The organism is Pseudomonas sp. GW821-FHT10C09 (assembly GCF_059415465.1).
The window spans coordinates 50,988-62,854 of the sequence record NZ_JBWKNG010000022.1; the positions used below are offsets into that span (position 1 = coordinate 50,988).

The following is an 11,867-nucleotide window of genomic DNA, read 5'->3' on the forward strand; positions in this document are numbered from 1 at the left end:
ATCACTTTTCTGCATCTTCGGCTCCTGGATAAAAGTCATGAAGCATCCGGTAGCGATCATGCCGGATCTGATCGGCCCGCTCCTGTACCTGATGCGCGGGCAGTCCCAGCATGATCAGTGCATGGGAGGCGAGCATCAGGCTGGACTCCAGCAACTCGGGTACGACTTCGTTGGCGCCGGCTTCTTTCAGTTCGGCCAGTTGGCTGTCGTCGCGGGTACGAACCAGAATAGGAACCTTGGCACTGATCCGGCGAGCTTCCTTGAGGATCTCCAGCGCGACGTCAGGCTGATCCACGGCGATCACCAGCAACCTGGCGCGAGCCAGTCCGACGGCCTGCAGTAATTCACCTCGACGCGAGTCTCCATAGTGCACGCTGCTTTCGCTGACGGCCGCTTCCTCGACCCGGACCGGGTCGTGATCCAGCGCAATGTAAGGTTGTTGCTGATGACTCAGGCAGCGGCCGATGGACTGGCCGACGCGCCCGTAACCACAAATGACCACATGCTTGTCCAGATCCGCATTGAGCGCGCTGATCTCTTCAAGTTGTGCCTCCTTGTTGGATTTGCGATGCAGGCGCTTTGCGATAGACGGGGCTGCGCGCAGCATCAGTGGCGTGACCAGCATCGAACAGAATGTCGCGGCCAGCAACAGGCCGCCGAGTTGCGCGGGCATCAGGTCGCTTTGCTGCATCTGCGCCATCAGTGCAAAGCAGAACTCACCTCCCTGGGCCAGTGCCAGGCCACTGCGCCAGGCAGTTTCGCCATCGCTGCCGCGCCATTTGACCAGCAACGCCACCACGGTGCCCTTGATCAGCAGTAATCCCAAGGTCAGGCCAAGGATCAGCAGCGTGTGGCTGGCAAACAGATTCAAGTCGATCAGCATGCCGATGGTGACGAAGAACAACCCAAGCAGAATGTCGCGAAACGGGCGGATATCGGCCTCGACCTGATGCCGGTAATGACTTTCGCCCAGCAGCATGCCAGCCAGAAACGCGCCGAGGGCAGGTGAAAGACCCAGCAAGTGAGTCAGCCAGGCTGTCAGCAGGACAATCACCAGCGCCAGCAGTACGAACAGTTCGGCGGAACGGGCGGCGGCCACTTCATGGAACAGTCTTGGTAACAACCAGCGACTGGCCAATAGCAACCCGCCAAACAACACCACGGTTTTTATCAGTGTCAGTGGCAGCGCCCAATACCAGGCCTGATCACTGTTGCCGGCGAACACGGGCACCAGTGTCAGCAGCAAGACGGCCACTACGTCCTGAAACAGCAATACGGCGATGGCATTCTGGCCATGGCTGCTGAAAATTTCGCCAAGGCTGGTCAGCTCCTTGCTGACGATTGCAGTGGACGACAGCGCCAGCCCGGCGCCCAGCAACAGCGCAGGGGTGACCGGCATCCCGAACATCATCAGCAAAACACCCAGTAATAGTCCGCACGCCAGCACTTGCAAACTGCCAAGACCGAACACCACATGACGCAGTGCGATCATTTTCGTCAGGGAAAACTCAAGACCGAGGGAGAACAGCAGGAACACCACGCCTAACTCGGCAAGGTGTGGCAACCCTTCGCTCTCATTCACCCAGTTGAAGGCGGTCGGGCCGATCATCAGCCCCACGCACAGGTAGCCCAGCACCGGGGGCAATCGCAGACGCTGGAACAACGCAATGACCACTAGAGAGGAGACGAGAATAATCAAGAGATTGGCAAACACAAAAAACTCCGCTGACCGACGCTGGCTACTCAAGCGTAGAAGCAAAAAAAACGTGAGCATTGCTTAAATGGCACAAACGACGCCTGATTTGCGTCAGGGTTATTCCGCCATCATGGCGATTCATGTTGCCGGGCAGAAAATTCGACGGCTCGACGGCTTTTCGGGGCAGGCCTAGAATAGTTACTTAATTTTTTTCGGTTGAGTGCTCATGCCTCCTGAATGTCAGCTGTTCGGCACCCTGGGGTGCCATCTTTGTGAAGTGGCCGAAGCCGAGCTGATGCCGTTGGTTGAACACGGTCTGCTGGTCGAGCTGGTAGATATTGCTGACGATGAAACCTGGTTCGCAGCCTACAGTCTGCGCATTCCGGTCTTGCGACGAGTCGATACCGGGGCAGAGCTGGGTTGGCCGTTCAGTGCCGACGAGGTGGTGGCGTTCTTGCGTTAAGCGGTTTTTGTGCTGGCGATGGTCCCGTCTGTCGAACTTTACGATTGATCCCCTTGGCTTAACCGATGCTCTTCGGATACTGTATGCGCATACAGTTATTCGTAGTGCTGCCTTGCTGTCCCGGATTATCGGGTGTGAGCAGTCAGTTCCGGGCGTGAGAGGGATGAATCGTGGTCAATGTCGAACAATTGAAAAACAGTGTGAACCGGATGTCGGTCGATGTTGTGCGCGAGGCTGTCCTCGAATTGCGTCTGGACGGTCTGGTGACGGAAGGAAAAACACCTTTTAACAAGCTGCACTTCAACACCTGTTTTGCCGAGATCGAAGCGCTGTTCCAGCGTGCGGGTTACCACCGACAGCTTGATGTCGTGGGCTATCAGGGGTTGTTGTACGCACTTTACGACCCGGCTCGCTGGGAAGCCGTCGACGTGTTGCGCTGGCTCAAGGAGTTCACCGAAGCAGCGGCACGCACGCAGATTCCGGCATGAGGATTCTCTGCTAGGTTCGCCCCGGCCACTGTTGGATAATGCCGCCCTGTATTGAGGGTCAGAGCTTTCGTATGTCCACTTCTTCTTTTTCTGCCGCACACAACCAGGCCAGCACACTCTACTTGCCGCCGGGTTCGTGGCTGACCGTTATCGATTGCCTGTGCGAACATTTCAGCGCTATCGGTCGTGAACAATGGCTGGACAGGGTGGCCCGCGGTCGCGTGCTCGACGGGCACGGGATGCCGATCGCGCTGGATCTGCCGTACAAGGAAGGCCTGCGAATTCATTATTTTCGTGAGGTTGCGGACGAAAAGCCGATCCCGGTGGTCGAGTCGATCCTCTATGCCGATGAGCATCTGGTGGTCGCTGACAAACCGCATTTTTTGCCGGTGACTCCGGCAGGCGAATACGTTGAACAGACGTTGCTGAGAAGATTGATCCGTCGCCTGGATAACCCACACCTGGTGCCGTTGCATCGCATTGACCGGCATACCGCGGGGCTTGTGCTGTTTTCCGCCAACCCACAGAGCCGTTCAGCGTATCAGTCGTTGTTTCCGACACGGCAGATTGAAAAGTACTACGAGGCAATCGCCCCTGCATTGCCTGATCTGACCTTTCCATTGGTGCATAAAAGCCGGCTCATCGATGGCGAGCCGTTTTTCCGCATGCAGGAAGGTCCAGGTATCAGCAATACCGAGACAGCCGTCGAGGTTCGGGAAAAGAACGGGGACCTCTGGCGGTATGCGCTTTACCCGGTGACGGGCAAGAAACATCAATTGCGGGTGCACATGACTGCGCTGGGCGCCAGTATCTGTAACGACCCGTTTTACCCGCAGGTGCTCAAGGACGTTGAAGATGACTATGCCAATCCGCTGAAACTGCTCGCGCAGGGATTGCGGTTTGTCGATCCGGTCACCGGCCAGGAAAGAGCGTTTGAAAGTACCATCACCTTGCAGTGGTGAAAAAATCCCGGCCACGAAAAAGCCCGCATCAAGCGGGCTTTGTCATGTCTGGCAGGTGCAGTAAAGATTACAACTCTTTAACGGTACGAACCTGATCCTTGTTGATGCGGGTTTCCTTGCCATCCAGCTGTTCGAATTCGTAGAAGCCCGATTTCTCATCGTACTTTGGCGAGTCGACTGCCTGGATTTCGCGACCGTCATTCAAGGTGATCACTGTCGGTGATGCGCAGCCCGCCAAGGTCGCGAGGCCCGCTGCGAGCATGAGAGTGGCGAGGGTCCGATGGGTCATGAGTGTATCTCCGAATAAGAATTCTTTTGGTTACTGAGCTTGTAGACGTATACAACGCACGCAAGTTCCTTGGCTAGTGTCATTCTGACACGGTATGCGCGCTTAACAATTCAGGGGTGTTGAGGTTGGCCAGTCGAGGGTCATTGTCTGCGCATTGCAGGGCGGTAGCCTCCAGTTTGCGCATGATACGTCCAGGGCTGCGTTCACCTTCATTCCATGCCGTGTCGAACGCGGCGCAGAGCGCCACAGGGATAACGCACAGCAACGGTTCCCAATGTGCGCCCTGGCGCAGCATCAGCGGTTTGTCCGGATGCTGGCTGGCGGTTTCGCGCATGCTGTGGAGCAAGTCGGCGTTGATGCGGGGCACGTCGCACGGTAAGACCAACAAATAAGGATGACGGGCAGCCTTGAGGCCGGCGCGAATCCCGGCGAGGGGACCGGGGAAATCGCCTTCGTCGTCATGAACCAATTGATCGGCGTAAGGCGCGTAGGTGTCCAGGTTCCTGTTGCACGAGATGATCAAGTCATCGCTCAGGTCGCGGGTCTTGTGATGCAGGTGCGCGATCAGCGGCTTGCCGTGCCATTCCAGCAAGCCCTTGTCCTGCCCGCCCATGCGTTGGCCGCGGCCACCTGCCAGGAGCAGAATGGAGCAGGGTGGCAATGCTGGGTTCGAGGTCATGGCAGGTCTCCATGGGGGCGCTGAAAAAGTGAAGCGCTGTGATATAACACCGAGCTGTTTTTCCTACAACTGGACGAGCCTATGAAAGCCAAGGCTGATGTACCTTTCGCGCCGCTCAACATCGCGGTGCTGACAGTCAGTGATACCCGAACCCTGGAAACCGATACGTCAGGCCAGGTTTTCGTCGACCGCTTGAGCGCCGCCGGCCACAACCTGGCCGCTCGGGTGTTGCTTAAAGATGATCTCTACAAAATCCGCGCGCAAGTCGCCAACTGGATTGCCGATGAGGTGGTGCAGGTTGTGCTGATTACTGGCGGCACCGGGTTCACCGGGCGTGACAGCACGCCAGAAGCGGTGAGTTGCCTGTTGGACAAGCAGGTGGATGGTTTTGGTGAGCTGTTCCGGCAGATTTCCGTTGCCGACATTGGTACTTCGACCGTCCAGTCCCGTGCGCTGGCTGGTTTGGCCAACGGTACGCTGGTTTGCTGCTTGCCCGGTTCGACCAATGCCGTGCGCACTGGCTGGGATGGCATTCTCGCCGAACAGCTGGATTCGCGGCATCGCCCCTGCAATTTTGTGGCGCATCTGAAGCAGGCGGCACCCTGTGAATCCCGTGGGTAAGCCAGGTAAAGCCGGCAGCCTGATGCCGGTCGAGGTGGCGCTGGCGCGTTTGCTGGAAATGGCAGAGGCGTCGCCCATCCGCGAGCGTGAACGTTTGCCTGTGGCGCACGTTCAGGGGCGCGTGCTCGCCGATGACCTGATTTCAACCCTTGATCTGCCACCTTGGCCAAACAGCGCCATGGACGGCTACGCCCTGCGGGTCGCTGACTGGACGGGTGAACCGTTGGTGGTCAGTCAGAAGATATTTGCAGGACAGGCGCCCGAACCGCTGCAACCTGGTACCTGTGCCCGAATCTTTACCGGTGCACCGGTGCCAGCAGGCGCCGACTGTGTCGAGATGCAGGAAAATGCCGAGGTTCAGGTGGATGATCGAGTCCGTTTCATCGAGCCCATGACCCCCGGTCAAAACATCCGGCCTCAAGGTCAGGAAACAACGGTTGGCGAGCTTGTTTTGCCGGCCGGTACGCGCCTTGGATCAATCGAACAGGGCTTGGCGGCGTCGCTGGGATGCGCTGAGCTCGATGTCGTTCGCAAGGTCCGTGTTGCGGTTCTCTCAACCGGAGATGAATTGGTTGAGCCGGGCCAGGCCCTGGGCCCGGGACAAATCTACAACAGCAATCGCGTATTGCTGTGCAGTTGGTTGCAACGCCTGGGTTGTGAAGTCATCGATGCCGGTATTCTTCCAGATGATTTGGTGACCACTCGTGCTCGTCTGGGCGAGTTGGAGGATGTTGATCTGATCCTCTCAACTGGTGGGGTGTCGGTCGGCGAAGCCGATTTCCTGGGCATCGCCTTGCGCGAAGCCGGCGAGTTGACGCTGTGGAAACTCGCCATCAAACCGGGAAAGCCGCTGACCTTCGGGCATTTTCGCGGTGTGCCTGTGATTGGTTTGCCCGGCAATCCGGCGTCGACACTGGTCACTTTTGCGTTGTTGGCAAAACCCTATCTTCTGCGCCGTCAGGGTGTAAAAGAGGTCGAGCCGCTGAAGTTTCAGGTGCCGGCAGGGTTCGTCTGGCCAAAGGCTGGCAATCGTCGAGAGTACTTGCGTGGACGCCTGGAGAATGGCCGGGCGATCATTTACAAGAATCAGAGCTCCGGCGTACTTCGCAGTGCCGCCTGGGCTGACGGCCTGGTTGAAGTGTTGGAAGATCGCACGTTGATCGAGGGTGAACAGGTAATGTTCATTCCTCTGAGCGAAGTCCTGAACTGATCTCGTAGTGCCCATTTGCCGCAAGCCCGATAAAGCTGTCGGGTCTTGCGTGCATGGCCAACGCTTAACGAACCAGAAGTGTCACGACCTGATCGAAGCGGCTGTTGGCAACCCAACCCAACAGCCCGAGGACGACCGCTGCCCCGCCTGCCGAATAGGCAAGTCGGTGCTTGATGGATTTGACGTCATTGCGCACTTCATCCATGTCTCTTCGGATGTATTTCAGATGAGTTTCCAGTTCAATGACGCGAGGTTCCATGTCAGCTCCTGCAGCGGGTTTTGCGTTGTTATTGAATTCAGCCTGAGGATTGGCGCGATTTTCCGAGAACGGCTTCGCCGGGTTGAACGGTAACTTGATGTCATGAGTTTGCATGGAGAAAAACGCTCCTTGCATCAACGCCCTTTGAATGGCCGAAGCTCGTATGGCGTGTGTTTTTTGTAGCCCTTGATGAGTGTCTGATCATTGCTTGCACATCCCTGTGTATTTGCTTTTGATGACGGATAGCCGCCGACTCCAAGGTGTACCAATCGCCCTCATGGGTCAATTGAGCCGATTCCTCATATATCGTAAGAAAATATCCCGACCTGTAGGACCGCAAACCTCCGCGCCTCGAAATATCTCAACGCCGAGCGACCTTTATAGGGGGCAGTGAGGTCAACATCTCCAGAATGAATTCCAATCAGGAGCTACAACAATGAGTGAGCGCAAGGCGCTGTTGATTCTGCATGGCAAGCAGGCACTCAACGAGGAGGTACGCGCGGCCATCGAAGGTAAGCGCAATCAGGGGTGGACACTGGCCGTCCGACTGACCTGGGAAGCGGGTGACGCGCAGCGATTGGTGGAAGAGGCGCTGAGCGCAGGCTATACGCAACTGATTGCCGGTGGCGGCGATGGCACGTTGCGCGACATTGCCGAAGCCCTGGCGGCGCACCCGAATCAGGCCAGCCTGGTCTTGATGCCATTGGGTACCGCCAATGATTTTGCTCGCGCGGCTGGCGTGCCTCTAGAACCAGCGCTGGCACTGGATCTTCTTGAGGCTGCACCACACGCTATCGATCTGGGAGAAGTAGGAGGGCAGGTCTTTCTGAACATGGCCACCGGCGGTTTCGGCAGCCAGGTCACGGCGAATACGTCGGAAGACCTGAAAAAAGTCCTCGGCGGCGCAGCGTATCTGTTCACCGGCTTATCACGCTTCAGCGAGTTGCATGCGGCTTATGGCGAGTTGCAGGGGCCGGATTTTCATTGGCGCGGCGAGCTATTGGCGCTCGGTATCGGCAATGGTCGGCAGGCGGGAGGCGGGCATGTGCTGTGCCCCGAGGCGCTGGCTGACGATGGTCTGCTGGATATCAGCATTTTACCGGCGCCACAGGAAGTGGTCGGTACCTTGAAGAACCTGCTGGCCGATGGCTTTGGCATCGACAACATGTTTGTGCGTGCTCGTTTACCCTGGGTCGAGATCAAGGTTTCGGAAGGTCTGCACATCAACCTTGATGGCGAACCTCTGGAGGGTGACAACCTGCGGTTTACGGCGCGTGCCGCGGCATTGCGCGTGCATTTGCCGGAGAATTCCCCGCTGTTGAGTGCATCGCGGTCAGCTAATCGTCCAGGCTGATGATTTGTTCGCGTACGGCAAACAAAACCAGGCCGGCCACATCGTAGATCTGCAGGCGCTTCATGATCTGCGAGCGGTGGGTTTCAACGGTCTTGATACTGAGGCCCAGGCCATTGGCGATTTCCCGGGTAGATTTTCCGCGAACAATCAGTCGCAGGATTTCCAGTTGCCGGGCCGTCAGGTTATGGGATTCGTGCGTTTCCGGCTGTTGTTTCTGGTTCCGGATCAGCGCCTGGTTGATCACCGTGTGGGCGATGGCAGGGCTGAGGTAGCGTTCGTTGTTGCGCAGGGCATCCAGGGCATGTTCCAGCTCGGTGGCCGTGGTGTCCTTGAGCAAATAGCCATGGGCGCCAGACTCCAGGGCTTGCATGATGAGCGCGGGATCGGTGTGCATCGACAGGATCAGCACCTTGCTTTGCGGGCGCACCCGCTTGAGTCGCTGCAAGGCTTCAAGGCCGCCGGTCTCCTTCATGGAGATGTCCAGCAGAACAATGTCAGGGGACAGTTTCTCGACCATTTCGAGCAGCTGCGAGCCGTCATTGGCCTCGCCAACTACCGCATAGCCGGGAATGTCCAGCACCAGGGCGCGTACGCCTGCCCTGATCAGCGAGTGGTCGTCCACCAGAAGTAAATTACAAGTCAATGCAAAACCTTATTCGTACTGGCCCGTTCGAGCGCACGCGGCGCCCAGGGGAAGAGTGCTTCGATTTGAGTACCTTTGCCCGGCTCGCTGGTCACGGCCAAGGTACCGCCCAACTGATCGATCCGTTCTCGCATCCCGGCCATCCCACGCTGCCCCTCTCGACCGGGATCAACCGCAGGTGCGAAACCCTGGCCGTCGTCGCTGATGAATAATGTCAGGCCTTGGGGCGTGCGTTGCAGTCGTACCAGAAGATTTTTCGCTTCGGCGTGACGCAAAATATTGGTCACTGCTTCCTGGGTGATTCGAAAGGCCGCCACTGCCATTTCTTCCGGTACACCGGTCAACCGTTGATGGCATTCCAGGCTCCAGTGCACCGAAGTATTGGCCAGGGTCTTGAGCAGATGCGCACGCAGACTGGCTTCCAGCCCGAGGCTCGCCAACTGCCTGGGATTAAGAATGGCGGAGACGTCACGAACCTTGGTCAGGGTTTCTTCCAGTGTGTCGCAGAGCACCGAGCATTGGGCCTGCATTTCATCAGGCATCCGGCGTCTGAGCCATTCACTTTGCAGTTTTGCGGCGGTCAGCAACTGGCCAATATCGTCGTGCAATTCTCGACTCAGACGATGGCGTTCATTTTCCTGTACTTCCAACAGGCGGTCCGCCAGCTCTTGCGGTTCGAATTTTATCGACTTGCCAGAGAGGCGATCCTGGACCCAGACGCAGGCCAGTGCCGCGATATTGAGCGCCAACAAGCTCAGTGCAAGGGGGGTGGAGAGACCGAAGACCAGCAGGCTGCCAAGTACCGAGCAGGTGCACAGCAATAGCGTGAACCGTCGAGCGTTTTTCTGGAAAGGTGGCCATGAGGTGACTGACTTGAGGCTGGCGTACATAGCGGATGGAGCCAATGAATGTTCGCTGCGGGCAGACCGGCCATAGTGGCTGACGGGTCTCTGTCTGAAAATCTGTAGTGACTCGTCTTGAGCAGAGCGGGCTCCAGTGGTTGAACTACAGCCTTTATCGGCCTGCTCTGATCTGAAGTCCACTTTGCCATTAATTGGCGTCAACTAATGGGCGGCATAATACCACTTAAGATACCGTTGGTCGCGCTTGGTATATATGTCCATAAAGTCAGGAAATAACGCCGTGGACGATAGTTCCACTATGGAAAAGTTTTACGGAGGGGAGTAACGATTAATATCGAGTTGTCGCGCAAAGGTATGAAGTATTCAATTGCGACATGAGCCCACTCAGTTATAGAGCGGCTGCATGGCAATTAGAATATGCACTGCTAGTTGTCTGACTAATTCAAGCCTGCCGTTCCGAATAGGAAACGAGCGTAAACGGTTTGGAATTAGCCGGTAACTGAAAATGACTCTGTCCGACCTGAAGCGCAAAGGCTTCGATCAGGGAGGTCTGTTCGCTGTCGTCCAGGCTGAGCTGCCCGGTGGTCTGATCGATGAGTTCGAGTTGCCAGGCCATCAACGTGAAGCAATCCTTCAGCGCGCCCAGTGCTTGCTCGTGCAGGTCGATGTGGGTGTGGGCGTGGTTCAGCAAACCGTGAATATGCAGGGAAAATTCCGACACGGCTTCAAGCGCCAGGGCATCGGCGCGGCTCGCCAGTTTGAGCAGGCTGCTCAGCATGCAATCGATTGCGTCCTTGTCATTGCTGATCAATTGCAGGTGGCTCAGGCACTCCTCCGATTTGGCCAGGAGGGTTTCCGCCTCGACAAGAAACTCGGGTAAGCGCTGAGCCCACTGCTTAGGTTTGTTCGGCATGCTTATCTCCACAACGTCATGTCAAATGAGGGGATGTCGCGTATGTCGACCAGGACGTCCAACGTCCCGACGCTGCCATGCCGGCATGAGATCGCGCTCCTGCAGGCCTGAGGGCAGGCTTGGGAACTCGAGAGGGTGGATGGCCACTTACCTGCGATCGCACACAAAAGCCTGACTCCGTTCATGCAATGAGAATGGCGTCACATTAATGGCTATTGGATATTGCGAATATCAGGTTGGACCTGATTGTTACTAGGGGAATCCCTTACGCGAGGGAACCTATCGTGCAAACCATGGTCGCGCGGCAGGGAGTGAAGCAGATGAATCGCAGATGCAGTAAAGCATGATGTTAATGTGACATCAATGCTCGATCGTGGCATTTTGTCTCAGGGTCAAGATCTGCCATTAACAGCCGATAACCCACTTTAAGTGAATTAATCAGAACAAGCCCAGGAGTCATTAATGGCCGGCATTCTCGACACGGTAGACCAACGCACGCAACTGGTGGGTGAGAATCGCCTGGAAATTCTCATGTTTCGCCTGGCCGGCCGGCAATTGTTCGCGATCAACGTCTTTAAAGTGCAAGAAGTGCTGCAACTGCCCAAGCTGACCCTGATGCCCCAGCGCCATCCGTTCGTCTGCGGCGTGGTCAATCTGCGCGGCCAGACGTTGCCGGTGATCGATCTCTCCCAGGCCATCGGCATGCGCCCGCTGATTCCGAGTCCGACCAGCACGATCATCGTCACCGAGTACAACCGGTCGGTGCAGGCGTTCCTGGTTGGCGGTGTGGACCGCATCGTCAACATGAACTGGGAAGCCATTCTGCCACCGCCGGCCAGCGCCGGTCGTCAGCATTACCTCACGGCGATCAGCAAGGTCGATGACCAGTTAGTGGAAATCATCGACGTCGAGAAAGTCCTGGCCGAAATCGTGCCGTACAACGCCAAGGTCTCGCGCGAAAAACTCGACGACCCGGTACTTGAACGCGCCCGTGGCCGTGAAGTGCTGTTGGTCGATGACTCCAATGTCGCACTGTCGCAATTGCGCGACACCCTGGGTCAATTGGGTGTGAAGATGCACATTGCCAGCGACGGTCTGAAGGCGCTGAACATGCTCAAGGCCTGGGCGGATACGGGCGTGTCCATGACCGACAAACTGTTGATGGTGTTCACCGACGCCGAAATGCCGGAAATGGACGGCTATCGCCTGACTACTGAAATCCGTAATGACCCGCGTCTGCGTGGCCTTTATGTGGTCCTGCACACCTCCCTGTCGGGCAGCTTCAACGACTCGATGGTGAAGAAAGTCGGCTGCGACAACTTCCTCTCCAAATTCCAGCCGGACAAGCTCGTCGACGTGGTGCGCCAGCGCCTGATGCTCGACGAAGTCCCGGCCTGATCACGACCTGTGGGAGTGTCCTGTTTTCT

General features: G+C 57.0%; 14 protein-coding genes. 7 read left to right on the forward strand and 7 right to left on the reverse strand.

The genetic code is table 11. The features are described 5' to 3' along the window. Position 1: 1 nt before the first annotated feature. Entirely contained in the window at positions 2–1,714 is a 1,713-nt protein-coding gene (locus AC07N8_RS22100) for a cation:proton antiporter (RefSeq protein ID WP_483841244.1), read from the reverse strand. 208 nt (positions 1,715–1,922) lie between these two features. Here AC07N8_RS22100 and AC07N8_RS22105 point away from each other — a divergent pair, with 208 nt between their 5' ends. The 3 genes from AC07N8_RS22105 to AC07N8_RS22115 all read left to right on the forward strand — a co-directional run bounded on the left by AC07N8_RS22105 (position 1,923) and on the right by AC07N8_RS22115 (position 3,609). Continuing rightward, positions 1,923–2,159, forward strand: coding sequence for a glutaredoxin family protein (locus AC07N8_RS22105; RefSeq protein ID WP_027925746.1), 237 nt, complete (start codon positions 1,923–1,925; stop codon positions 2,157–2,159). Between the two features lie 170 nt (positions 2,160–2,329). Next, the gene (locus AC07N8_RS22110) at positions 2,330–2,647 is read left to right on the forward strand and encodes a transcriptional regulator (RefSeq protein WP_027925747.1); all 318 of its coding nucleotides are present in this window, start codon (positions 2,330–2,332) and stop codon (positions 2,645–2,647) included. A gap of 71 nt (positions 2,648–2,718) precedes the next feature. After that, complete coding sequence (locus AC07N8_RS22115) at positions 2,719–3,609, forward strand: pseudouridine synthase (RefSeq protein ID WP_493145854.1); 891 nt, start codon at positions 2,719–2,721, stop codon at positions 3,607–3,609. Positions 3,610–3,676: 67 nt separating this feature from the next. Here AC07N8_RS22115 and AC07N8_RS22120 read toward each other — a convergent pair whose 3' ends face one another. Continuing rightward, positions 3,677–3,898: a YgdI/YgdR family lipoprotein gene (locus AC07N8_RS22120; protein WP_027925749.1), complete on the reverse strand. Its 222-nt coding sequence runs from the start codon at positions 3,896–3,898 to the stop codon at positions 3,677–3,679. Between the two features lie 79 nt (positions 3,899–3,977). Further along, positions 3,978–4,577, reverse strand: a complete 600-nt coding sequence (mobA, locus tag AC07N8_RS22125; protein ID WP_493145855.1) for a molybdenum cofactor guanylyltransferase MobA — start codon at positions 4,575–4,577, stop codon at positions 3,978–3,980. 81 nt (positions 4,578–4,658) lie between these two features. Here mobA and moaB point away from each other — a divergent pair, with 81 nt between their 5' ends. Both moaB and AC07N8_RS22135 read left to right on the forward strand, forming a co-directional pair. Then, complete coding sequence (gene moaB, locus AC07N8_RS22130; RefSeq protein ID WP_007895059.1) at positions 4,659–5,198, forward strand: molybdenum cofactor biosynthesis protein B; 540 nt, start codon at positions 4,659–4,661, stop codon at positions 5,196–5,198. A 22-nt stretch (positions 5,199–5,220) separates the two neighbouring features. Next, positions 5,221–6,408, forward strand: coding sequence for a molybdopterin molybdotransferase MoeA (locus AC07N8_RS22135; RefSeq protein WP_493145885.1), 1,188 nt, complete (start codon positions 5,221–5,223; stop codon positions 6,406–6,408). Between the two features lie 64 nt (positions 6,409–6,472). Here AC07N8_RS22135 and AC07N8_RS22140 read toward each other — a convergent pair whose 3' ends face one another. Further along, positions 6,473–6,781 (reverse strand): hypothetical protein, encoded by a 309-nt coding sequence (locus AC07N8_RS22140; RefSeq protein ID WP_483841239.1) that lies wholly within the window; start codon positions 6,779–6,781, stop codon positions 6,473–6,475. Positions 6,782–7,103: 322 nt separating this feature from the next. On the opposite strand from AC07N8_RS22140, the gene yegS reads away from it, so the two are divergent. Continuing rightward, positions 7,104–8,021: a lipid kinase YegS gene (gene yegS, locus AC07N8_RS22145; protein WP_483841238.1), complete on the forward strand. Its 918-nt coding sequence runs from the start codon at positions 7,104–7,106 to the stop codon at positions 8,019–8,021. Here the strand turns inward: yegS and AC07N8_RS22150 are convergent. From AC07N8_RS22150 to AC07N8_RS22160, 3 genes are all read right to left on the reverse strand, one after another. Further along, positions 8,005–8,664 (reverse strand): response regulator, encoded by a 660-nt coding sequence (locus AC07N8_RS22150; protein WP_483841237.1) that lies wholly within the window; start codon positions 8,662–8,664, stop codon positions 8,005–8,007. The genes yegS and AC07N8_RS22150 overlap by 17 nt on opposite strands. Further along, the gene (locus tag AC07N8_RS22155) at positions 8,661–9,554 is read right to left on the reverse strand and encodes a sensor histidine kinase (RefSeq protein WP_483841450.1); all 894 of its coding nucleotides are present in this window, start codon (positions 9,552–9,554) and stop codon (positions 8,661–8,663) included. Before AC07N8_RS22155 ends, AC07N8_RS22150 begins: the two co-directional genes overlap by 4 nt. A 415-nt stretch (positions 9,555–9,969) precedes the next feature. Continuing rightward, a complete protein-coding gene (locus tag AC07N8_RS22160; RefSeq protein ID WP_493145856.1) occupies positions 9,970–10,440 on the reverse strand; it encodes a hypothetical protein in 471 nt (156 codons plus the stop codon). 462 nt (positions 10,441–10,902) lie between these two features. Between AC07N8_RS22160 and AC07N8_RS22165 the strand changes: the two genes are divergently transcribed. Next, positions 10,903–11,838 (forward strand): chemotaxis protein CheV, encoded by a 936-nt coding sequence (locus tag AC07N8_RS22165; protein WP_123432604.1) that lies wholly within the window; start codon positions 10,903–10,905, stop codon positions 11,836–11,838. The last annotated feature ends 29 nt before the right edge of the window (positions 11,839–11,867 follow it).

Coding starts and splice junctions, on each gene's coding strand:
- mobA (WP_493145855.1), bottom strand. CDS start 4,577: ATGACCTCGAACCCAGCATTGCCACCCTGCTCCATTCTGCTCCTGGCA.
- moaB (WP_007895059.1), top strand. CDS start 4,659: ATGAAAGCCAAGGCTGATGTACCTTTCGCGCCGCTCAACATCGCGGTG.
- AC07N8_RS22115 (WP_493145854.1), top strand. CDS start 2,719: ATGTCCACTTCTTCTTTTTCTGCCGCACACAACCAGGCCAGCACACTC.
- AC07N8_RS22155 (WP_483841450.1), bottom strand. CDS start 9,554: ATGTACGCCAGCCTCAAGTCAGTCACCTCATGGCCACCTTTCCAGAAA.
- AC07N8_RS22140 (WP_483841239.1), bottom strand. CDS start 6,781: ATGCAAACTCATGACATCAAGTTACCGTTCAACCCGGCGAAGCCGTTC.
- AC07N8_RS22120 (WP_027925749.1), bottom strand. CDS start 3,898: ATGACCCATCGGACCCTCGCCACTCTCATGCTCGCAGCGGGCCTCGCG.
- yegS (WP_483841238.1), top strand. CDS start 7,104: ATGAGTGAGCGCAAGGCGCTGTTGATTCTGCATGGCAAGCAGGCACTC.
- AC07N8_RS22105 (WP_027925746.1), top strand. CDS start 1,923: ATGCCTCCTGAATGTCAGCTGTTCGGCACCCTGGGGTGCCATCTTTGT.
- AC07N8_RS22165 (WP_123432604.1), top strand. CDS start 10,903: ATGGCCGGCATTCTCGACACGGTAGACCAACGCACGCAACTGGTGGGT.
- AC07N8_RS22160 (WP_493145856.1), bottom strand. CDS start 10,440: ATGCCGAACAAACCTAAGCAGTGGGCTCAGCGCTTACCCGAGTTTCTT.
- AC07N8_RS22135 (WP_493145885.1), top strand. CDS start 5,221: ATGCCGGTCGAGGTGGCGCTGGCGCGTTTGCTGGAAATGGCAGAGGCG.